The sequence below is a fragment of the Pectobacterium aquaticum genome, from assembly GCF_003382565.3.
GTDB classification, from domain to species: domain Bacteria; phylum Pseudomonadota; class Gammaproteobacteria; order Enterobacterales; family Enterobacteriaceae; genus Pectobacterium; species Pectobacterium aquaticum.
On record NZ_CP086253.1, the window covers coordinates 1,621,830 to 1,644,033 of the forward strand.

The 22,204-nt window shown below is 57.3% G+C and carries 15 protein-coding genes; 11 read left to right on the forward strand and 4 right to left on the reverse strand.

Features of this window, described 5'->3' with window-relative positions; all coding sequences use genetic code 11:
• Positions 1–656: 656 nt before the first annotated feature.
• The 7 genes from DMB82_RS07585 to DMB82_RS07615 all read left to right on the forward strand — a co-directional run bounded on the left by DMB82_RS07585 (position 657) and on the right by DMB82_RS07615 (position 12,519).
• Positions 657–1,916: a CmpA/NrtA family ABC transporter substrate-binding protein gene (locus tag DMB82_RS07585; protein ID WP_039515338.1), complete on the forward strand. Its 1,260-nt coding sequence runs from the start codon at positions 657–659 to the stop codon at positions 1,914–1,916.
• A 12-nt stretch (positions 1,917–1,928) separates the two neighbouring features.
• Complete coding sequence (gene ntrB, locus DMB82_RS07590; RefSeq protein ID WP_039281771.1) at positions 1,929–2,843, forward strand: nitrate ABC transporter permease; 915 nt, start codon at positions 1,929–1,931, stop codon at positions 2,841–2,843.
• A 10-nt stretch (positions 2,844–2,853) separates the two neighbouring features.
• Entirely contained in the window at positions 2,854–3,648 is a 795-nt protein-coding gene (locus DMB82_RS07595; RefSeq protein WP_039281768.1) for an ABC transporter ATP-binding protein, read from the forward strand.
• A gap of 19 nt (positions 3,649–3,667) precedes the next feature.
• Positions 3,668–7,855 carry a nitrite reductase large subunit NirB gene (gene nirB, locus DMB82_RS07600; protein ID WP_116162689.1) on the forward strand — a complete coding sequence of 1,396 codons (4,188 nt, stop codon included), beginning with the start codon at positions 3,668–3,670 and terminating at the stop codon, positions 7,853–7,855.
• Positions 7,852–10,560, forward strand: coding sequence for a nitrate reductase (locus tag DMB82_RS07605; RefSeq protein ID WP_116162615.1), 2,709 nt, complete (start codon positions 7,852–7,854; stop codon positions 10,558–10,560). Before nirB ends, DMB82_RS07605 begins: the two co-directional genes overlap by 4 nt.
• A gap of 25 nt (positions 10,561–10,585) precedes the next feature.
• A complete protein-coding gene (gene cobA / locus DMB82_RS07610; protein ID WP_116162613.1) occupies positions 10,586–11,419 on the forward strand; it encodes a uroporphyrinogen-III C-methyltransferase in 834 nt (277 codons plus the stop codon).
• 155 nt (positions 11,420–11,574) lie between these two features.
• Positions 11,575–12,519 (forward strand): Rpn family recombination-promoting nuclease/putative transposase, encoded by a 945-nt coding sequence (locus tag DMB82_RS07615; RefSeq protein WP_039545242.1) that lies wholly within the window; start codon positions 11,575–11,577, stop codon positions 12,517–12,519.
• A gap of 84 nt (positions 12,520–12,603) precedes the next feature.
• Here DMB82_RS07615 and DMB82_RS07620 read toward each other — a convergent pair whose 3' ends face one another.
• Positions 12,604–13,068, reverse strand: coding sequence for a YehS family protein (locus DMB82_RS07620; protein WP_116162611.1), 465 nt, complete (start codon positions 13,066–13,068; stop codon positions 12,604–12,606).
• Positions 13,069–13,222: 154 nt separating this feature from the next.
• Positions 13,223–13,528, reverse strand: coding sequence for an ArsR/SmtB family transcription factor (locus tag DMB82_RS07625; protein ID WP_116156001.1), 306 nt, complete (start codon positions 13,526–13,528; stop codon positions 13,223–13,225).
• Positions 13,529–13,615: 87 nt separating this feature from the next.
• Here DMB82_RS07625 and DMB82_RS07630 point away from each other — a divergent pair, with 87 nt between their 5' ends.
• Positions 13,616–14,704, forward strand: coding sequence for an NADH:flavin oxidoreductase/NADH oxidase (locus tag DMB82_RS07630; RefSeq protein WP_116162609.1), 1,089 nt, complete (start codon positions 13,616–13,618; stop codon positions 14,702–14,704).
• Positions 14,705–15,072: 368 nt separating this feature from the next.
• On the opposite strand, the gene DMB82_RS07635 is transcribed toward DMB82_RS07630, so the two are convergent.
• Positions 15,073–16,332, reverse strand: a complete 1,260-nt coding sequence (locus tag DMB82_RS07635; RefSeq protein ID WP_116162687.1) for a sensor histidine kinase — start codon at positions 16,330–16,332, stop codon at positions 15,073–15,075.
• 5 nt (positions 16,333–16,337) lie between these two features.
• Complete coding sequence (locus DMB82_RS07640) at positions 16,338–17,027, reverse strand: response regulator (protein WP_102117772.1); 690 nt, start codon at positions 17,025–17,027, stop codon at positions 16,338–16,340.
• Positions 17,028–17,180: 153 nt separating this feature from the next.
• Between DMB82_RS07640 and DMB82_RS07645 the strand changes: the two genes are divergently transcribed.
• The 3 genes from DMB82_RS07645 to DMB82_RS07655 are packed head-to-tail and all read left to right on the forward strand — an operon-like array spanning position 17,181 to position 22,178.
• A complete protein-coding gene (locus tag DMB82_RS07645) occupies positions 17,181–17,996 on the forward strand; it encodes a MipA/OmpV family protein (protein WP_102117773.1) in 816 nt (271 codons plus the stop codon).
• A gap of 22 nt (positions 17,997–18,018) precedes the next feature.
• A complete protein-coding gene (locus DMB82_RS07650) occupies positions 18,019–19,101 on the forward strand; it encodes an efflux RND transporter periplasmic adaptor subunit (RefSeq protein WP_116162607.1) in 1,083 nt (360 codons plus the stop codon).
• A complete protein-coding gene (locus DMB82_RS07655; RefSeq protein WP_116162605.1) occupies positions 19,101–22,178 on the forward strand; it encodes an efflux RND transporter permease subunit in 3,078 nt (1,025 codons plus the stop codon). The genes DMB82_RS07650 and DMB82_RS07655 overlap by 1 nt, the downstream gene beginning before the upstream one ends.
• Positions 22,179–22,204 lie beyond the last annotated feature (26 nt).

The following is a 22,204-nucleotide window of genomic DNA, read 5'->3' on the forward strand; positions in this document are numbered from 1 at the left end:
GAACTGTGCGTGTTCTGCTTGCTCGCGGTGCAAGACGCCGTCTTGTGAAGAGGAAATCGTGGAATAAATAGCGGAGTAACTGAGGGGGTGAAGTGGTTTCGTGCGTAGCGGGTTCTCGCTGTCGTTGTGTTGTGATGAGCGTAAATAACGCTGAAGGAAAAACAGGCTTAGGATGAGCGGCAGGGAAGCCGCGAAAGTCGTTGCCGCGCCGGGAGCGCGTCAACGACGGTCCGCTAAGAGACTGTTTTTTCTGAAGGTATCGCGTAGCGACGTTATTTCTCGCGAAAAAGCCACGGGCCACGGGGCGGCGGCGACTGAGCGCCCCGTGTCGGGCGCGTGCTACGGCGTAGCATAGAAATGGCAATATTCTCGCGCACGAAATAATAATCATAATTTACATGTGGTTACAGAAATTTCAATTCACCTCTCGGTTAAACCATCCCCCTCGGCAATACGCAAAACTGTGACATCTGGCACAAACCTTGCTTTAACTCATTAGCAACAACCAAACATTCATAATGCGTTTCGGGCCAACGGCGGTGCGGAAGGTGTTAATCGGACAACGGCGTCCATAAGCGTGCAGATTCTGCATGGGCTTGTGGACGCCGTTTTTGTTTTTACCGCCTGAAAAGGTGTTTTGCGCAAGGGTGTCGTTGATGAGTGATTCCAAAACCAAAAGCATGACCGTCTCTCGCCGCCAGTTTCTGCTGGGGAGTGCTGCACTGGGCGGCAGCCTGATGCTGCCGGGGTTGATGAATAGCGCCTGGGCCGCGGGTTCCGACGCGCCGGAGAAAAAGGAAATTCGGGTCGGGTTTATTCCGTTGACGGACTGCGCCTCGGTCGTGATGGCGGCAGTGAAAGGTTTCGATAAGAAATATGGCATCACAATCGTTCCCAGCAAAGAAGCCAGTTGGGCTGCGGTACGCGACAAGCTGGTGTCAGGCGAGCTGGATGCGGCCCACATTCTGTACGGCCAACTGTACGGTCTGCAAATGGGGCTGTCCGGGGCGCAGAGCAACATGGCAGCGCTGATGACGCTCAACCAGAACGGACAAGGGATCACGCTGGCAAACCAACTGCGTGAAGCCAACGTCACGGATCTCGCCGCGCTGCAAAAATATATCGCCGCCAGTCCGGCTGGCACTTATACCTTCGCACAAACCTTCCCAACCGGTACGCACGCCATGTGGCTCTATTACTGGCTGGCTTCCGCCGGAATTCATCCGTTGAACGACGTGCGCACCGTCGTGGTGCCGCCGCCGCAGATGGTGATGAACATGAAGATTGGCAATATGGTCGGCTACTGCGTCGGCGAGCCGTGGAACCAGCGTGCCATCAGCGAAAAAATCGGTTTTACCGCCGCCACCTCGCAAGACATTTGGCCGGATCACCCGGAAAAAGTGCTGGGTACCCGCGCTGACTGGGTAAACGCCAACCCGCATAGCGCCCGCGCGCTGACCGCCGCGATTCTCGATGCCTCGCGCTGGATTGATGCCTCGGACGACAACCGCCGCGAAACGGCAGGCGTCGTTGCCGGACGCGCGTACATCAATGCCAAAGAAGAAACCATCGTCGGACGCATGCTGGGCCAGTACGAAAACGGACTGGGGAAAAGCTGGAAAGACGAACACGCGATGCGTTTCTACCACGACGGTTCAGTGAACTACCCGTACCTGTCCGACGGCATGTGGTTCCTCACTCAGCACAAACGCTGGGGCTTGCTCACCGAAGAGCCGGACTATCTGGCCGTCGCGAAGCAGGTTAACCGCATTGATATCTACAAGCAGGCGGCCGAGGCCGTGGGGAACGTGCCGTTGCCCGGTAGCGACATGCGCAGCAGCGTGCTCATCGATGGCCGTCGCTGGGATGGTAGCGATCCAGCGGGTTATGCCAACAGTTTTAGCGTGAAGAAATAAGTGAGGTTGATGATGAAAAACCAGGCCCAGGTCATTCCAATTACCGCGGATAACGCCCCGGAAACCGTACGCAGCGCCGACATTACGCCGCTGCCAACTAAACCCGTAACGCCCGCAAAAGCGCCGGCAGCTCCTGCTTTTGCCTACCGCTTGCTGCTGCGTAAGCTGTTTCAGCAACTTTTCCCTGCGGTTCTCGGACTGGGGCTGCTGGTTGCGGTCTGGCAGATTGCCGCGCTCAACAGCGAAAACTTCCCGACGCCGTGGACGACCTGGCTTGCGGCGCTCAGCCTCTTTGCCGACCCGTTTTACATCGCGGGGCCGAACGATCAGGGCATTGGCTGGAACGTATTGGCTTCGCTGCAACGTGTGGGTATCGGCTTCGGGCTGGCGGCACTGGTCGGCATTCCCGCTGGCTTCCTGATTGGTCGTTTTACCTTTCTGGCCAACATGCTTAATCCGATCATTTCGCTGCTGCGTCCGGTCAGTCCGCTAGCGTGGTTGCCTATCGGCCTGCTGCTGTTCCAGCGTGCCGAACCGGCATCCAGTTGGACCATTTTTATCTGTTCTATCTGGCCGATGATCCTCAATACCGCCGAAGGCGTGCGCCGTATCCCGCAGGATTACCTGAACGTGGCGCGCGTCCTGAAGCTCTCCGAATTCACCATCATGCGCAAGATTCTGCTGCCTGCGGTGCTGCCTAACGTATTGACCGGCGTGCGCCTGTCGATTGGTGTCGCCTGGCTGGTGATTGTGGCGGCGGAGATGCTGACCGGCGGCGTCGGTATCGGCTTCTGGATTTGGAATGAGTGGAACAACCTGAATGTGGAAAACATCATCATCGCCATCGTGGTGATTGGCGTTATCGGCCTGCTGCTTGAGCAGGGACTGGTGTGGATTGCTAACCGTTTCAGCTATGACAACCGCTAAGGAGCCGACGATGCGTACAACACCGATTATTCAAGTGCAGCAGGTGAGCCAGCGTTTCAATACCGCCAGCGGGGAGTTTCTGGCGCTGGATCAGGTGAGTTTTGATATTCACACGGGTGAGACGATCAGCCTGATCGGCCATTCCGGCTGCGGCAAGTCCACGTTATTGAACCTGATTGCCGGCCTGACACTGCCGAGCAGCGGCGGCCTGCTGTGTGACAACCGTGAAATCGACGGCCCGGGGCCGGAGCGCGGCGTGGTCTTTCAGAACCACTCGCTGCTGCCGTGGCTGACCACTTACGAAAACGTCGCGCTGGCGGTACGACAGGTGTTTCGCGGTCAGATGAGCAAACGCGAAATGCACGAATGGATTACCCACAATCTTGAACTGGTGCATATGGAGCACGCGCTGAACAAGCGGCCGAATGAGATCTCCGGCGGGATGAAGCAGCGTGTAGGGATTGCCCGCGCGCTGGCCATGAAGCCGAAAGTCCTGCTGATGGATGAACCGTTCGGCGCGCTGGATGCGCTGACCCGCGCACATCTTCAGGATGCGGTGATGGAGATTCAGCAGCGGTTGCAAACCACGATTGTGCTGATTACGCACGACGTTGACGAAGCGGTGCTGCTGTCGGATCGCGTGCTGATGATGACCAACGGTCCCGCGGCGACGGTCGGTGAAATCATGAAAGTCGAGCTGGAACGTCCACGTTCGCGCGTCACGCTGGCTGACGATCCACGCTACCACCACTACCGTCAGCAGGTGCTGCATTTCTTATATGAAAAACAGCCTAAAGCAGCCTGACAGCGAGGCCGGAACGATGATGAAACCGCATCTGATTGTGATTGGTAACGGGATGGCGAGTGCGCGATTCGTCGATGTGCTACGCCAACTGGCCGCAACGCGCTACCGCATTACCGTGATTGGTGATGAACCGCGCGCCAGCTATAACCGCATCCTGCTGTCGCCAGTATTGAGTGGCGAGAAAGCGTTTACGGATACGCTGCTGACGCCTGCGGCTATCGACGACGATGCGGCGCTGCCGGTGAATTATCTCCTGGGTGAGCGGGTTACGCATATTGATCGCCAGCAGCGTGAGGTGACAACGACGCAACGGCAGCTGCATTACGATCATCTGGTGTTGGCGACCGGTTCCACGCCGTTTATGCCGCCGATGCCCGGTATCGATCTGGCAGGCGTGTGCGGCTTCCGCACGCTGGATGATGTCGAGCTGATGTTGGCGACGATTCGTCGGTCCGTTCCTGCGGTGGTGATTGGCGGCGGTTTGCTCGGCATTGAAGCGGCAGCGGCGCTGCAACTGCGCGGGGCTGACGTCACGCTGCTGCATCGCGGTCCGGTTCTGATGGAGCGCCAACTGGATGCCACGGCGAGCGACCTGCTGTGTGACAGCCTGCGTGCTCGCGGTATTGCCTGTGAGACCGATGTGCAGGTCGTCGCGCTGCACGGCGATGAAAAAGGCGTCACGGCTGTTGCGTTGGCAGATGGCCGTACTATTCCGGCCGGGTTGGTGGTGGTGACCGCGGGGGTGATTCCCGCGAGTCAACTGGCGCGCGACTGCGGCTTACCCTGTAACCGCGGCGTACTGGTGGACGGACAGTTGCAAACTGCTGATCCGTATATCAGCGCAATCGGCGAATGTTGTGAACTCAATGGCGAAACCTTCGGGCTGGTTGCCCCGTGTTTCGCCCATGCCACGCTGGTGGCACAGCGCCTGGCCGGACACACACCGAAAGACTATCAGCGTGAACAGGCGGCAACGCGGCTGAAAGTCACGGGAATTGGCGTGGTCAGCGGCGGCGATATTAACGTGGCACCGGATGATGAGGTGTACACCCTTTTTGATCCGCAGACGCAGCACTACCGCCGTTTGCTACTGCGCGACGGGCGGCTGAGCGGTGTTCTGCTGTATGGCGACACTGACGACAGCCAGCGCCTGCTGGCCGCGATGGAGAGCACGACAGCGGGCGAGATGACTCCGCCTGCCTCGCTGCTTTTCGGCCTTTCTTCCCCTGATTCTGACCCACAGCCTGAAGCTGTAAGGATTCCTGTCATGAGCAAACCTATTTTGGTGGTCGTCGGCCACGGTATGGTCGGCCACTATTTTCTTGAACAGCTGGTTGAACGCGACCTGCATCAGCATTACCACATTGTCGTATTTGGTGAAGAACGCCATGAAGCCTATGACCGCGTTCACCTCTCCGAGTATTTTTCCGGCCGCAGCGCCGCCTCTTTGTCACTGGTAAAAGACGGCTTTTTTGCCGAGAGCGGCATTGAGCTGCGCAGCGCCAGTGAGATCGTGGCGATCGACCGTGAACGTCAATGCGTGTGCGACGCGCAGGGGAGGGAAACCGCCTACGACAAGCTGGTGCTGGCGACCGGCTCTTATGCCTTTGTTCCGCCGATTCCCGGCAATACGCGCCCCGGCTGTCTGGTTTATCGCACGTTGGACGATCTGGACGCGATTGCCGCACAGGCGAAAAAGGGCAAGTCTGGCGTGGTGATTGGCGGTGGCCTGCTGGGGCTGGAAGCGGCAAACGCCCTGCGTCAGTTGGGGCTGGACACCCATGTGGTGGAGTTTGCGCCGCGCCTGATGGCGGTGCAGCTTGATGACGGCGGAGCTGCGATGCTGCGGCGCAAAATTGAAGCGCTGGGCGTACAGATTCATCTCAGTAAAGAAACACGCGAGATCACCGACGGTGAGCAGGCGTTGCATCGCCTCTGCTTTGCTGACGGCAGCGTATTGGAAACCGATCTGGTGCTGTTTTCTGCCGGGATTCGCCCACGTGACAAGCTGGCAGACAGCTGCGATTTAGAGAAAGGGCCGCGCGGTGGCATCGTGATTGACGACCGCTGCCAGACCTCCGATGACGCAATTTTTGCTATTGGCGAGTGTGCGCTGTGGAAAGGCCAAATTTTTGGGCTGGTGGCACCGGGCTACCAGATGGCACGCAGCGTAGCGGATACGCTGGCGCAGCGCGATACGTCATTTACCGGTGCGGACATGAGCACCAAGCTGAAGCTACTGGGCGTTGAAGTCGCCTCGATTGGCGATGCACATGGGCGCACGGCGGGGAGCCAAAGCTACCAGTGGACGGACGGTCCGAATGAGGTTTACAAGAAAATTGTCGTCTCTGCCGACGGCAAGCGTTTACTGGGGGCGGTACTGATTGGCGACAGCAGCGATTACAGCACGTTGCTGCAAATGATGCTTAACGATATGCCGTTGCCTAAACAGCCGGAAGGGTTGATTTTGCCTGCGCGTTCTGGCGATGCGCCGAAAGGATTGGGCGTGGCGGCATTACCAGCTAGCGCACAGATTTGCTCCTGTCATAACGTCAGCAAAAGCGATATCTCGGCGGCGGTGGCGGGCGGCTGCGGCGAACTGGGCGCGTTGAAAACCTGCACCAAAGCGGGAACGGGCTGCGGCGGCTGTGTGCCGCTGCTGAAACAGGTGATGGAGTATGAACTGACACAACTGGGTGTCGAAGTGAAGAAGGACATTTGTGAGCACTTCGCCTATTCGCGTCAGGAGCTGTACCACCTGATTCGTGTGCATGAGATCCGCTCGTTCGACAGCCTCCTTGAGCGTTACGGCCACGGTTTAGGCTGCGAAGTGTGTAAGCCGCTGGTGGGGTCGATGCTGGCGTCCTGCTGGAATGATTATCTGCTGCAACCGCAGCACCTGCCGTTGCAGGATACCAACGATCGTTTCTTTGCCAACATCCAAAAAGACGGTACGTATTCCGTCGTGCCGCGCGTGCCGGCAGGGGAGATCTCGCCGGAAGGGCTGATCGCGATCGGTCAGGTGGCACAGCGCTATAACCTGTACACCAAGATCACCGGCGGTCAGCGCGTGGATTTATTCGGTGCGCGCCTGGAGCAGCTTCCAGAGATCTGGCGCGAGCTGATCGATGCCGGATTTGAAACCGGCCATGCCTACGGCAAATCGCTGCGTACTGTGAAATCTTGTGTGGGATCGACCTGGTGTCGCTATGGCGTGCAGGATTCCACTGGGCTGGCGATCCAACTGGAGCACCGTTACAAGGGGTTGCGTTCGCCGCATAAAGTCAAAATGGCGGTGTCTGGCTGTACCCGTGAATGTGCGGAGGCGCAAAGCAAAGATATCGGTGTGATTGCCACGGATAAAGGCTGGAATCTGTATGTGTGCGGCAACGGCGGCATGAAACCGCGCCATGCCGATCTCTTCGCCAGCGATCTGGATACGGAAACCCTGCTGCGCATCATCGATCGGGTCTTGATGTTCTATATCCGCACTGGCGATCGCCTTCAGCGCACCAGCACCTGGATGGACAATCTGGAGGGCGGTATCGACTATCTGCGTCAGGTGATTTTGGAAGACAGCCTGAATATCGGTGAAGAGTTAGATAAAGAGATGCAGCGCGTGGTGGATGCCTACCAGTGCGAATGGCAAACCACGCTGGAAAGCCCGGAACGTCTGGCGCTGTTCCGCGGCTTCCTGAACAGCGATAGCCCGGATGAAGCGGTGGTGATGGTGCCTGAGCGTGGGCAGATCCGTCCGGCACAGGATCATGAGAAAGCGGTATCGCCAGAACCCGCTGTGCTGAAACCCGCCGCGCATGAAGCTGAGTGGGTTCAGGTCGCGACGCTGGGTGATATTCCGCGTCATGCTGGCATGGCGGCGCGCCTCGGACAGCAGCAGATCGCGCTGTTCCACCTGCCGGGTAGCGAGCAGCAGGTGTACGCGTTAGAAAACCACGAACCGGGCAGCGGGGCGAATGTGCTGTCGCGTGGGCTACTGGGTGACGTGGCGGGGGAACCGGTTGTGATTTCACCGCTGTACAAAAAACGCTTCAAACTGCGAGACGGCGTCAGCCCGGATGACAGCGCGCTGTACGTGCGTGCCTGGCCGGTGCGCGTGGAAGATGACGAAATCTGGGTATGCCGTCAACCGCTGGCCGTGCCTGAAGGCGTCGTTCTGGCAGACACCGCCATGGCGAAAGCATCATGAACGCGCGCGTCTGTCGGACAACCTGCCCGTATTGTGGCGTCGGCTGTGGCGTGCTGGCAGAACACGATGAGCAAGGGGCGGTAAAGATCAGCGGGGATCCCGCACATCCGGCGAATTTGGGTCGACTGTGCGTCAAAGGCTCTGCGCTGGGAGAAACGCTGGATTTGAAAGGCCGGCTCTTGTGGCCGCTCGTGGAAGGGCGTCGCGTTAGCTGGGAGCAGGCGCTCGATACGGTGGCCGAACGGCTGCTGGCGACCATGCAGAAACACGGCCCGCAGTCGGTGGCGTTTTATGGTTCAGGCCAACTGCTGACGGAAGATTACTACGTCGCTAACAAGCTGATGAAAGGCTTCATTGGCGTCGCCAATATGGATACCAACTCGCGGCTGTGTATGGCGTCTGCGGTGATTGGTTACAAGCGTGGGCTGGGGGCGGACGCCGTTCCCTGTAATTATGAAGATATCGAGCTGGCGGATGTGGTGGTGCTGGTCGGTTCTAACACGGCTTGGGCGCATCCGGTGGTGTACCAGCGACTGGTGCAGGCGAAACAGCAGCGGCCACAGATGCAGGTGGTGGTGATCGATCCTCGACGTACCGCAACCTGCGACGTTGCCGATTTGCATCTACCACTGCAACCCGGCAGCGATGCCGGGCTGTTCAACGGCCTACTGCATTGGATTGCGCAGGATTCGCGTATCGATCGCGCCGAATTGGCCGAGCGCTTTTCCGGCGTGGAAGAGGCATTACAGTCGGCGCAGACGTGGTCGGTGGCGCAGGTCGCGGACTGCTGTCGGTTAGATGAAGCCGATATCGAGTGTTTCTATCACCTGTTCGCTACCCGCGATAAAGTGGTCACGCTCTATTCGCAGGGCGTAAATCAATCGTCCTCGGGCAGTGATAAATGCAACGCCATCATCAATGCCCATTTGCTGAGCGGCAAAATCGGTTTACCCGGTAGTGGCCCCTTTTCGATAACCGGACAGCCAAATGCGATGGGGGGGCGGGAAGTGGGCGGGTTAGCTAATCAGCTTGCCAGCCACATGGGGTTTACGCCACAGGACATCGAGCGCGTAGGGCGCTTCTGGCAGAGCGATAATGTGGCGACGCAGCCCGGTCTGAATGCGGTGGAACTGTTTCGCGCGGTTGAACGCGGCGATATTAAAGCGGTGTGGATCATGGGCACTAATCCGGTGGTGTCGATGCCGGATGCTGACCGGGTGAAACAGGCGCTGGAACGCTGCCCGCTGGTGATTGTCTCCGAAGTGATGCGCCACACCGATACCGCAGAAACCGCTGATATCTTACTGCCTGCGTTGGGCTGGGGAGAAAAAGACGGCACAGTAACCAATTCCGAACGCCGGGTGTCTCGTCAGCGAGCCTTTCTACCTGCTCCGGGGGAAGCCAAAGCTGACTGGTGGATGCTGAGTCAGGTGGCGCAGCGTATGGGATTTGCCGAGGCATTTGCTTATCAGCATCCGGCGGAGATTTTTCGTGAACATGCGGCGCTGTCTGGGTTTGAGAATAATGGCAGCCGCGCGTTTGATATCAGCGGGCTGGCGACGCTCAGCAATCAGCAGTGGCAGCAGTTGGAACCGATACAGTGGCCAGTGAATGCGGCATTCCCGAACGGACGCGCCCGACTGGGTGACGATGGCCGATTCTGGCATGCCGATGGTAAAGCGCGTCTGGTGAGCGTAACGCCGTCACTGCCGCAAAGCCCGTGGCGCGCGGCGTATCCGCTGATACTGAACACCGGACGTATTCGCGATCAGTGGCACACCATGACACGGACGGGCAAAGCGGCTCGGCTGATGCGTCATATCAGCGAACCCTACTGCGAACTGCATCCACAGGATGCGCAGACGCATGACATTCAGGCGGGCGATTTGGTGCGTCTGTCGTCGGTGCACGGCTGGATGCTGGTGCGGGCACGACTCGATGCCGGACAGGCGCGCGGCAGCGTGTTTGTACCGATGCATTGGAATCAGCAGTTCAGCGCTCAGGCGCGGGCTGACAGTTTAGTTGCGCCGATTACCGATCCGTATTCCGGGCAGCCGGAAAGCAAACACAGCCGGGTGCGTATCCAACCTTGGCATACCGCCTGGCAGGCAACGCTGTTTTTTGCCGATGAACCCGTTCCAGCGCCATTAACCTTATCTGCCGAGCATGACGTTCTGCCGCCGCCTGCAACGTATTGGAGCAAGATTCCGCATGAAGGCGTGACGCAGTATCTGTTTGCCGACCGTGTGCCGGTAGACGACTGGCAGGCATGGCTGACTGAACATTATGGGTTGGAAAATATGCAGTGTCAGGTTGCGCAGGGCAACGGCATCTTTCACCTGATTGGCTGGCGCGATGGCCGTGTGGTGTTGGCCTGCTATGTGAGTGCACAGGCGCTGCGTATCGACAGCGATGCAGTGCGTCAGGCGTTTGCTACTCCACCGCAGCTCCCGCACGAACGCCACGCGTTACTGGCGGGTCAGGCACCGCAGGGGCAAGTGACACAGGGAGCCACGATTTGCAGTTGCTATAGCGTTGGCGAAGCGATCATCGTCGGTGCGATTCGTAAGGGGTGTCACAGCGTGGCAGCGTTAGGTGGCACGCTGAAATGCGGCACCAACTGCGGTTCCTGTATCCCCGAACTGAAGGCGTTATTGAGTCAGCATGTGCCGATAACGGTCAATGAATTGAAAAAAGCAGGTTGAGCGCCACGGCGTAATGAGGTGTGACATGATGACAACACAATCAATATTGGCGAAGGGCCAGCGGCGTCAGCCTGTACTCGGCGGTGAAATCTGGCTGGTAGGCGCGGGGCCGGGCGATGCAGAACTGCTGACGCTGAAGGCGCTGCGGGCAATCCAGCAGGCGGATGTGGTGGTCTACGATCGGCTGGTGTCGGCGGAGATTATGGATTTGGTGCCGGAGCAGGCGCTGTGTATCGATGTCGGCAAAACGCGCGGCTGCCACCGTTTGTCGCAGGAGAAAATCAATCAGCTGTTGGTTGAACTGGCGCAGGCTGGGCAGCGGGTGATTCGTCTCAAGGGCGGCGATCCCTTTATTTTTGGGCGCGGCGGCGAGGAGATGGATTATGCCCAGCAGGCTGGGATTGTCTGTCATGTGGTGCCTGGTATTACTGCCGCGACAGGCTGTGCGGCGGCGGTGGGGCTACCGCTGACGCACCGGGCCTGTGCGCAGTCGGTACGCTTCGTGACCGGCCATTCGCGCGATGGTGAACCGCAATTGGACTGGCCGACGCTGGCGGACAGCCAGCAAACGCTGGTGTTCTATATGGGGCTGAGCCACAGCAGTCGACTGTGCCAGCGCCTGATCGAACATGGTCTGTCCGCGCAGACGCCCGTCGCGATTATTGAACGCGGCACCCAGCCGGATCAGCGGCTATTGACCGCGACGCTGGCAACTTTACCGGCACTGTTGGCACGCTATCAGCCACAGTCGCCGAGCCTGCTGGTGGTCGGTGACGTCGTTCGCTTCTGCCGTCATCCTGCGCTGCATGTTGATGCAGCCCCTGCACCTTTGATGATGGAAAAACATGAAGCCGCCTGACGGCAACGGCTCCTTGCCTACAGCCAGCGCTTCGAAATAAATCGGTTTTTCTTCGAGGCGCTTTCCACTTTCTCCGCTGTCTTCTGTTTTGTTATCGCATCCCCGTTACCCTCCCTACTGAATTTTTAGTCATGGTCTACAGGGAAGGGGACGAGATGCCATCGCATGATGCGATCTTTAAACAGTTTCTCAGCGATATCGCGGTCGCACGGGATTTTCTGACTATTCATCTGCCGGATGAAATCCGTGCACGGTGTGATTTCAGCACGCTGCAATTGGAATCCGCGTCGTTTATTGATGAAAAGCTGCGCGCGCGGATATCGGACGTGCTGTACTCGCTACGTACCACCGCAGGCAAAGGGTATATTTACTGTGTGATTGAACACCAAAGCCGCCCGGAAAAGCAGATGGCTTTCCGGCTGCTGCGCTATTGTCTGGCTGCCATGCAGCAGCATCTGGATCAGGGACACGATCGCTTACCGCTGGTGGTGCCGCTGCTGTTTTACCATGGCAGAGCGCGTCCTTATCCTTACAGCCTCCGCTGGCTGGACAGTTTTGCCGATCCTGTACTGGCAAAAGCGCTGTATGAACAGCCTTTCCCGTTGGTGGATTTAACTGTCATGCCAGACGATGAAATCCGCACGCACCGACGGATGGCGTTACTGGAACTGGTACAGAAGCATATTCGTACCCGTGATATGCTGGAGTTGGCGCGGGAGATTGGGTTACTATTTGAACGCTGGTCGGTGCCGCTGACGCAGCGTCGGGCGCTGTTATTTTATATTGCACAAGCGGGAAACACATCCAAGCCCGCAGATTTCATTGACGCACTGGCTGCACCGCTATCAACCGGTCAGGAGGACATTATGACGATCGCCGAACAATTGAAAAAAATGGGATTCGAGGAAGGCATCCAACGCGGTATTCAGCAAGGATTGGAGCAGGGCATTGAACAAGGGATGAAAAACAGTGCCAGACAGATTGCCCGAGAGTTGCTGTTAACGGGTATGGATAAGGAAAAAGTGCGGCAAATTACCCGAATTGAAAACGAAGAACTGGAGCAGTTGGTCACGGCTATCCTGCATGACACACAGCATTGATACCGCACTAAAAACTGAGCGTTGCTGATGCCCTTACGAGGAAGGTCAGTCAGGCAACGCTCACGTATTTTGTTAACGGCGCTTTTAGCCTTTGCGTACTCGTGCCGTCAGCCCTTTCAGGAAGTAGCGGATCACCTGATCGCCGCAGGTGCGATAGTTTTTATGATCGGGCGCGCGCATCATCGCGGTGACTTCCGGTACTGAAATGCGAAAATTTTGTGCCTGCAGGATCGCCTGAATATCATCCGTTTTTAGTGAAAACGCGACACGCAGCTTTTTCAAAATAATATTGTTGGTCATCTTGCGCTCAAACTGCGGCGCAGGCTGGTTTTCATCTTGACCGCGTTTTTGCAGAATCAACCCATTCAGGAAATAACTCATCACGATGTCCGGGCAAGGCTGATAGCCTTCCTCCCCCTCTTTTTTGACGTAGCTCGCCAACTGCTGTGGGGGGACGATCATCTCCACCAGCGCCAGGATCTTCAGCAGGTGGTCATTATTGAAATTCAGCATATAGCGCACGCTGCGCAGGACATCGTTGTTCATCATTACTGAGGGGTTCTCGCCGTTCGTCTTGGTACAAAACGCACAGTATAAAGGGAACGGCGGAGAAATGCAGAAACGATCGTGGAATGAGTGAAACGGTTTTGATAGCGGTTCACTATGTGGATTTAGTCGTGCTATCTCTACGCCCTTCGTAACTTTACTCGGCAGGTTGAGACAAAATGGCGTCGAGCAGGCCGGGAAAGCGCTGTTGCATGTCGCTGTGGCGCAGTCGGTTGATGTGCGTGGTGCCGATGTTGGTGGTATGCAGCAGGCCCGAGTCACGCAAGACGCGAAAATGGTGCGACACGCTGGATTTTGGGCGACCGCCGTCAAGTTCGCTGCATGTTGCCTCGCCCTGCATAGCCAGACGGCGGACGATTTCCAAGCGCAGGGGATCGCTTAAGGCGTACAGGACGCGCTCAAGGGTAAACTCATCGGGGGTAGGGTGCTTAAAAGGTCTCATGGGCGAATTATAGCGTCAGGGTTGTCTAAAATCCATTATTCGAATAATATCGAAATATCGAATTAACCAAACAAGGTAGGAAATGTTATGTCCGCACTGTTTCAACCCTTCAAGCTGAAAGATATTACGTTACGCAACCGAATTGCTGTTCCACCGATGTGTACCTATTCCGCGAATGATGGCCTGATCAACGAGTGGCATCAGGTGCATTATGCCTCACTGGCGCGCGGCGGTGCCGGGTTGGTTATCGTGGAAGCGACGGCTGTCGCACCCGAAGGCCGCATCACGCCGCACTGCACGGGTATCTGGAACGATGAGCAGGCGCAGGCGTTTGCCAAGGTCGCTAAATCCATTAAGGATGCAGGCTCCGTACCGGGAATTCAGATTGCGCATGCTGGACGCAAAGCCAGCGCGAATATTCCTTGGGAAGGCGACGATCATATTCCTGCTGGCGACTCACGCGGTTGGCAGACCATTGCCCCTTCCGCAGAAGCTTTCGGCGCGAACCTGTCCAAACAACCGCAGGAAATGACGCTGGAAGATATCGCCCGCGTTCGTGATGATTTTGTCGCTGCGGCTCGCCGTGCACTAGAAGCCGGTTTTGAATGGCTGGAGCTGCACTTTGCTCACGGCTATCTGGCACAGAGCTTCTTCTCCGCTCATTCCAACAAGCGTAACGATCAGTACGGCGGCAGTTTTGACAACCGCAGCCGTTTTCTGCTGGAAACGCTGGCTGCCGTTCGTGATGTGTGGCCACAACACCTGCCGCTGACCGCCCGTTTCGGCGTGATTGAATTTGACGGTCGTGATGAAGAAACCTTGCAGGAATCCATTGAGCTGACGCGTCGCTTTAAAGCCGCAGGGCTGGATATGCTGAGCGTCAGCATTGGTTTTTCTACGCCGGAAGCGAATGTTCCGTGGGCTCCTGCCTTTATGGGGCCGATTGCTAAACAGGTACGCGAGCGGGCCGATCTTCCTGTCTCTTCCGCCTGGGGCTTCGGCACGCCGGAACTGGCTGAACAGGCTGTCGCATCGGGTCAGTTGGATCTGGTGATGGTGGGTAAAGCGCATCTGGCGAACCCGCACTGGAGCTATCAGGCCGCCCGCGAGCTGGGCATCGAACGCGCCTCGTGGACGCTGCCAGCACCTTACGCCCACTGGCTGGAGCGTTATTAATCCCTGATAAATATCTTTGTGAAAGTTAGATGCATTTCAACACAAGGAACAGTAGGTTTCGTGCGTGATAAGCCGCGGAGTTTCTCTATGGCATTGATGCCACGCCCGACTTAGGGCGCCCAATCGCCGGCGCCCTAAGAACCCAGGCTTTTGGCGGGAATTATGCCGCTAACGCGGTTCCTTCGGTGCCCATGCCCGCCTTTCCGAACCATCAGTGGTGCGCTCCAGATGTATTAGATCGGAGCTGACACCTTCGTTGCTCTGAATCATTCCTAATCCGACAGACTGCTTTTTGCACGGTACGGGGCATAGCAATAATTTTGCTATGGTTTTTAATTATTGGCCATTGCCGACGGTACGCCGTTCTGTCACGCCGGACATGGCAGAGTCATGATGATGATAAGCCCGCTGTCATCGCTGCGTTCAGCGTGGTTTTCTGTATGATTTTCCGCATAAGGTCCTGTGTCACTTTTTGCATAACTTTCCGCATAAATAGTGCCGCCATGTGCGGTGATAATGGCCGACGCGATGGAGAGTCCCAGCCCGCTACCGCCGGAGTGCCTTCCGCGTGAATGCTCGGCGCGCCAGAAGCGGTCGAAAAGCAGGGGCAATGATTCTGGCTCAATGCCCGGCCCGCGATCGGCAACGGTAATCTGCCAGCACGGTGCGCTTTCTCGTACCGCTATTTCGCGCACCTCAATCGCCAAATAGCGGCCGTCGCTGGCGTAGCTTAAGGCATTCTCGATCAGGATAGAGAACACCTGTCCCAATCTCTCGCGGTCGGCAATACAAAAGTCACTCTGTTCGATATCAACATGTATCTGAAACCCAGCTTGCTCTAACTGAGGCCGATACCACGTCAGCCGTTCCGTGATCAGTTCGTCGAAGTAGAAAGGCGTGTGCACCAGTGGCAGTTGTCCGGCTCTGGCCAGTGACAGGACGTGTAGATCCTGAATCACGTGATTGAGCTGTTCGAGCTGTTTAATGACCATTGCCAACTGTGCTTTATCCTGCGGGAAGACGTCATCCATCATGCCCTGAACACGGCCCATCGCCGCATTTAACGGTGTACGCAGTTCATGGGCTAACGCCGCGCTGGATTCGCGCAGTTCTCGCTCGTAGCGCTCCAACTGTGCGGTCATGTTGTTAAAGTCGTCCGCCAGCGTAATTAACTCCATCGGTGCCTGCTCAACGCGCTGTGTGCGGGTATCGAATTTTCCCTGTGCGACGTCGCGCGCGGCGTTGGCGATATTGGAAAATTGCTGTGATAGCGGGCGCGCTCGCCATAGCACCACAACCACCATGGTGGGTAAAGCGATAAGCACCATAATCGCGAGCACCAGCCAGTCGCTGCTGGCAATATTAGGGGCGAAGACTTCTGGGCCATAGAACTGATTGATAATCTCTTGGTAGCGAGGGTTACCGTAATCTTTTTGTGCAGTGAATTGCTGAAATTCCGTGCGTACTGCGTCCGGCATGTGTTGTTCAATATAGATGCTGTAGATGGCAAAGCGCAGCCACATTAGACCCGCGATGGTGATCACGGCGGCGAGCAGCAGAGAAATGATGCGAAAGCACAGCCAGCGCCACAGCGACATGTTTTCTGACAGAAAGAGCGACTTTTTCATCATACTCACCGGAATCGATAGCCGACGGAGCGGACGGTGACGAGCACATTGACGATGTTGTACTGATTGAGTTTTTTTCTCAGGTTGTGGACGTGGGTATCCACCACGCGTTCCAGCGCATCGCTTTCTGGCAGACAGGCTTCGAGTAATTCTCCCCGAGTGAAGGCGCGGTTCGGCGTTTTGAGCAGCGTCACCAGAATATTGAACTCGGTTGGCGTCAGGTCGAGAAAGACGGAGTCTGATGGCGATACCGCAATGCTGGCCGTCACGGAGGTCGGATCAACCGAGAGATTTTCGAATGTCAGGATGGCATCTTCCCGGATGGCGTAACCGGTTCGTCGCAACACGGCCTGCACCCGCGCCATCACCTCCTGCGGGTTATAAGGCTTGACGACATAATCATCCGCGCCGTAACGCAGCGCGCCAATTCTTTCCGGGTCGTCACCGATGGCGGTGACCATAATCACCGGAATATTGCTGCGTTGTCGCAGGGCGGACAGCACCTCGGAACCGTTCATCTTCGGCAGCATCACATCCAGCAGAATCAAATCGGGTTTACTGGTCAGCGCCATGTGCAGGCCTCGTTGTCCATCAGACGCGATAGACACCTGATAGCCATCACGCCGCAGATAAGCCTCGAGCACGCTGGCTGCATCCATGTCGTCTTCAATAATCAATACCCGTTTTTCCGCCATCGCGAACCTCTTGATGAAATCTTAAAAAACCACACAGCGTTTCTTGACTATGCATCAGCATAATTCGCCACGGTGCTGAAAAGCCAACACCAATCACGCTGCGCCTGTCGGGAAACGTCACGGTGCAAGATTACCGCGTAAAAGAGGGGATGTATGAACATAACAAAAATTATTTTATCCACCAGCTTGTCTGCTATCGCGCTATCTGGCGCGGCATTCGCCGCGGAGCCAGAAGTATCATTGCCCTCGCTCTTGGGTGACCACACGGATGTGACCGTGGGTGTCGCCGTCCTGAATGCACCGCGCTATATGGGGAGCAAAAATCGTCAAACCACCGCGCTGCCTGTGCTGACCGTTCAGCGCGGCCCACTCTATTTCGATTCCACACGCGGCATCGGCTGGCAATACCAGTCTCCTTCCGGTTTTTATCTCGATCACGCCATCGGTTACGACATGGGAAGGGATGACAAAAACAGCCAGTGGCGCGCAGGTTCAAATCGATTGAAAGGGATGGGTAAGGTTAAAGGATCGGTAACAACCACCGTCACGGCGGGGTATCAGTTTGCGCCCTGGCTAGCGCTGGAGGCGAGTGGCGAATTTGCACTGAGTGAGCGTGCGCGCGGTAATCAGTATCGCGTCGGGGCAAAGAGCACCGTGTGGCAATCGGCAGAAAAGGATGACGTGCTGGCGCTGTCGGCGGACATGCTGATAGGGGATGCACGCTTTAACCAAACCTATTACGGCGTGACGCCGCAGCAGAGCCGCCGTTCTGGCTTGGCCGCCTATCGTGCTGACAAAGGCGTCTATGGCTATGCGCTGGGGGCGAACTGGACGCATCAATTTAGCCCCGCGTGGTCAACTAACGTGGCGGTGACGTCAACCTGGCTCACCGACAAGGTGGCGGATAGTCAGGTTGTGGAACGACGTAATGATACTGGCGCCACGTTGGCCGTTCTGTATTCGTTCTGATGCCATTTGTTGAGAGGTTGTAATGATGGTTAGCCGTTTTGCCTTCTGTCTGCTGTCAGCCGTGTTCCTGAGCGGCTGCGACAGCGCTGATGATGCGCCCGTGCCTCCGCCTGTCAGGCAGGTGAAAACGCAGCTCGTCATGCCGGCGATGAATCGTGAACCTGTGTCGTTGACGGGAGAGATTCGTCCGCACGAAGAAACGGTACTGGGTTTCCGTCTGGATGGACGCGTGCTTAATCGTCTGGTGGATGTCGGTGCATCCGTGAAGCGCGGCGATGTGATTGCGACGCTCGACGCGCGCGACAGCGAAAACCAGTTGCGCAGCGCACAGGCGGATTTAGCCAGCGCAGCCTCGGCAGAACGGTTGGCGAAAAGCAATTTCTCCCGTATGAAGGCGCTGGCACCGGGTGGGGCAATTGCGCGGGTACAGCTTGATGAAGCACAGGCAAACTGGGATGCCGCCGTTTCCCGACGTGAAAGTGCACAGGCTACCGTCAAAGGGGCGCAGGAGCGCCTCAGCTACACGCAACTTACGGCAGCACAGGATGGCGTGATCACGACGGTCAGCGCCAATCCCGGTCAGGTAGTGAGCGCCGGACAAGAGGTGGTGAAGTTGGCCTCTCTGGGCGGACGCGATGCGGTGTTTGACGTGCCGGAGCGGCTGGTCAATCCGTCACTTGCCTCGCGCGTTATCCGCGTGTCACTGCTGTCTGAACCGAGCGTGCTGGCCGAGGGGCGCGTGCGTGATATCAGTCCGCAGGCCGATCCCGTTACGCGTACTTTCAGAGTGAGAGTCACGTTAACCTCGCCGCCCGCTGCGATGGTATTGGGTGCCAGCGTGAATGGCACGATACAGCAGTCCGATGCGGCTGTCATTGAACTCCCCGCATCTGCGCTCACGCGTCAGGGGGACAAACCTGCGGTCTATGTCGTGAACGCAGAAGCCCAGACGGTGCGTTTGCAGCCGGTTAGCGTCGCGCGCTACAGCGACACGGCGATTTTCGTCGCCGAGGGGCTGAAACAAGGCGACCGCGTGGTGACCGCAGGCGTCAGTAAGCTGCGACCGGATGAAAAAATTCGGCTGGATGAAGAGGGGCGTCGCTAATGGCACAAGAACCGCAATCGGCCGCACGCTTTAATCTGTCCGCCTGGGCGCTGGCGCACCAGCAGTTTGTCGCGTTTATGATGCTGGTGATTATGGCAGCAGGCGTGATGAGCTATCAACGCTTGCCCCGTAACGAAGATCCGGCGTTTACCATCAAGTCTGCCGTGGTCTCTGCGGCCTGGCCGGGCGCGACGGTGAGCGATACCGTGAATTTCGTCACCGATAAGCTGGAGAAAAAATTACAGGAAACGCCGTATCTCGATTACGTCGAGAGCTATACCCGCGCCGGGGAATCGGTGGTTTTCGTTAACTTGCGCGACGATACGCCGCCTTCCGCTGTGCCGAATATCTGGTATACGGTGCGTAAGAAAATGACCGATATCGCCAGTTCGTTGCCTGATGGCTTCAGCCCACCGGCCGTGAATGACGAGTTTGATGATACGTTTGGCACCATCTACGGCTTCACCGCCGACGGTTTTTCACCGCGGGAACTGCGCGACAAGGTTGACGATATTCGCTCTGCGTTACTGAGCGTGCCGGATGTTGGTAAGGTCGACATGCTTGGTGTCGAGGAAGAACAGATTGTGGTGACGTTCTCGCCCCGACGGTTGGCTGGGCTGGGGTTAGATCCGCAACAGGTGATTGATTCACTCAAGGCGCAGAATGCGGTCACGCCCGCCGGCATTATTCGCACCGATGATGAGAAGGTCGCCGTGCGCGTCAGCGGGGCGTTTACCTCTGAGCAGAGCCTGCGACAGATTACCTTACGCATCGGCGGGAAATTTGTTCCGCTGATCGATATCGCCACGATTAACCGTGAAACGGCGGAACCGCCGTCGCCGACGTTTCGCGTGAATGGCGAGAAAGCGATTGGGCTGGCAATCTCCATGGCACCCACTGGCAACATGCTCAATTTCGGTCAGGCCATTCGCGATAAAATGAATGTGATTGCGACGCAACTGCCGTATGGGATTGAAATGACGCGCGTGGCCGATCAGGCTGAAGTGGTGAAGAGTGCCGTCGGTGGCTTTGTGAAAGTGCTGCTGGAAGCGATTGCCATCGTGCTGGCGGTGTCGTTTGTGTCGCTCGGCAGCCGTGCCGGATTGGTGGTAGCGGCCTCTATCCCGATTGTGCTGGCGATGACCTTTATTGGTATGGAAATCACCGGTATCGGGCTACAGCGCATTTCGCTGGGGGCGCTGATTATTGCGCTGGGACTGCTGGTGGATGATGCCATGATTACGGTGGAAGCGATGGTGTCACGGCTGGAGCAGGGCTGGGATCGCAAACGCGCGGCGGCTTGGGCCTATGAAAGCACGGCATTTCCTATGTTGACGGGGACGCTGGTGATGATTGCCGGGTTTATTCCGGTGGGGTTTGCTGCATCCAGCGCGGGGGAATACTGCTTTTCGCTCTTTGTCGTGGTCCTGATTTCATTGCTGAGCTCCTGGATCGTGGCGATTCTCTTTTCCCCGCTTCTCGGTGTCTGGCTGTTGCCAAAAACGTTTCGTCACCATCATGACGAACCGGGACGGTTGGGGCGCCTGTACCGCCAGTGGCTACAGCGTGTGCTGGTTAATCGAGGGATGACGCTCGCTATTGCCCTGATATTACTGGTCGTTGCCATGTTTGGCGCTACCCGACTGGACGGCGAGTTTTTTCCTGCATCCGACAGGCCGGAGCTGCTGGTCAGCCTGACGCTGCCCGCGAATGCTTCACAAGCGGCGACGGAAGCGCAGGCGAAACGGCTGGAAGCCTTTCTGAAAGATGACCCTGACGTTGACCATTTCTCTTCCTATGTTGGGTCGGGCGCGGTGCGCTTTTATCTCCCGATGGATGTGCTGCTGAGCCACGAAAATATCGCGCAACTGGTGGTGGTGGCAAAAAATCTGGAGGCGCGGGATGCGCTGGCGGCAAAATTGAATCAGGTACTTGAGCGCGATTTCAGCAACATTGTGGCGCGCGTGTCCGCACTGGAATTGGGGCCGCCAGTGGGCTGGCCGCTTAAATATCGGGTAGCGGGACCGGATATTCATCGCGTCCGTGATATTGCCCAAGGGCTTGCCAGTCTGGTGGGCAATCAGGCCGATGTGCGTGAGGTCAACCTGACGGCGGGGGAGCCGGAACGTTCGGTGAACGTGGTGCTGAATCAGACCGAAGCCCGCGCGGTCGGTATCAGTTCACAGGAAGTGGCCAGCATGCTGGCGGCGATATTCTCCGGTTCAACGCTGACCTCGGTACGTGATGACAATCGGCTGGTGGATGTGGTCGTTCGCGGTACGCCGCAGGAGCGCCGGGATGTTGCCACGATCGCGAATTTGCAAATCCCGATTGCAGATGGGCGTTCCGTACCGCTGGGGCAGATTGCTACCGTGGCGTACGGCGTCGACGATCCGATTATCTGGCGTCGTCAGCGCGAACCGTTTATTACGGTACAAATGGATATGGCGCCGGGCGTACGGGCTCCAGCGCTATCTGAAAAACTGGCACCTGAAATTGAACGCTATCGCGCCACGTTGCCAGCGGGTTACCACATCACGGAAGGCGGCGTGGCGGCGGAGTCTGATAAAGGCAATGGCTCCGTATATGCGGTGTTGCCAGTGACGCTGTTGGTCATGCTGGTGCTGTTGATGATTCAGCTCCAGCGTATTTCCCGCATGGTGCTGGCCTTCCTGACCGCGCCGTTTGGCCTGATAGGCATTGTCGCCGCCATGCTACCGACCGGGACGCCGATGGGGTTTGTGGCGCTGCTGGGGGCGATTGCGCTGGCAGGAATGATTATTCGTAATGCCGTTATTCTGATTGGTGAGGTCGATCTGAATGTGAAAAATGGACAGCCCGCGACGGAGGCGATTGTGAATGCGGCCAGTCACCGTTCACGCCCGATTATACTGACGGCGCTGGCGGCGATCCTCGGCATGATTCCGATTGCACATCAGGTATTTTGGGGGCCGATGGCCTACGCGATTATCGGTGGATTGATGGTGGCGACGCTGCTGACATTGCTTGCCCTGCCTGCGGCGCTGAGTCTACTCATGCAGTGGGAAGGGCGGAAAACCGCAAATCTGACCAGGTAGTATCCCAGCCCCTGACCGCAGTCAGG

What these genes read in the sequence shown, in the direction of transcription:
- DMB82_RS07585 (WP_039515338.1), top strand. Translation starts at nt 657, where the DNA reads ATGAGTGATTCCAAAACCAAAAGCATGACCGTCTCTCGCCGCCAGTTT.
- ntrB (WP_039281771.1), top strand. Translation starts at nt 1,929, where the DNA reads ATGAAAAACCAGGCCCAGGTCATTCCAATTACCGCGGATAACGCCCCG.
- DMB82_RS07595 (WP_039281768.1), top strand. Translation starts at nt 2,854, where the DNA reads ATGCGTACAACACCGATTATTCAAGTGCAGCAGGTGAGCCAGCGTTTC.
- nirB (WP_116162689.1), top strand. Translation starts at nt 3,668, where the DNA reads ATGAAACCGCATCTGATTGTGATTGGTAACGGGATGGCGAGTGCGCGA.
- DMB82_RS07605 (WP_116162615.1), top strand. Translation starts at nt 7,852, where the DNA reads ATGAACGCGCGCGTCTGTCGGACAACCTGCCCGTATTGTGGCGTCGGC.
- cobA (WP_116162613.1), top strand. Translation starts at nt 10,586, where the DNA reads ATGATGACAACACAATCAATATTGGCGAAGGGCCAGCGGCGTCAGCCT.
- DMB82_RS07615 (WP_039545242.1), top strand. Translation starts at nt 11,575, where the DNA reads ATGCCATCGCATGATGCGATCTTTAAACAGTTTCTCAGCGATATCGCG.
- DMB82_RS07620 (WP_116162611.1), bottom strand. Translation starts at nt 13,068, where the DNA reads ATGATGAACAACGATGTCCTGCGCAGCGTGCGCTATATGCTGAATTTC.
- DMB82_RS07625 (WP_116156001.1), bottom strand. Translation starts at nt 13,528, where the DNA reads ATGAGACCTTTTAAGCACCCTACCCCCGATGAGTTTACCCTTGAGCGC.
- DMB82_RS07630 (WP_116162609.1), top strand. Translation starts at nt 13,616, where the DNA reads ATGTCCGCACTGTTTCAACCCTTCAAGCTGAAAGATATTACGTTACGC.
- DMB82_RS07635 (WP_116162687.1), bottom strand. Translation starts at nt 16,332, where the DNA reads ATGAAAAAGTCGCTCTTTCTGTCAGAAAACATGTCGCTGTGGCGCTGG.
- DMB82_RS07640 (WP_102117772.1), bottom strand. Translation starts at nt 17,027, where the DNA reads ATGGCGGAAAAACGGGTATTGATTATTGAAGACGACATGGATGCAGCC.
- DMB82_RS07645 (WP_102117773.1), top strand. Translation starts at nt 17,181, where the DNA reads ATGAACATAACAAAAATTATTTTATCCACCAGCTTGTCTGCTATCGCG.
- DMB82_RS07650 (WP_116162607.1), top strand. Translation starts at nt 18,019, where the DNA reads ATGATGGTTAGCCGTTTTGCCTTCTGTCTGCTGTCAGCCGTGTTCCTG.
- DMB82_RS07655 (WP_116162605.1), top strand. Translation starts at nt 19,101, where the DNA reads ATGGCACAAGAACCGCAATCGGCCGCACGCTTTAATCTGTCCGCCTGG.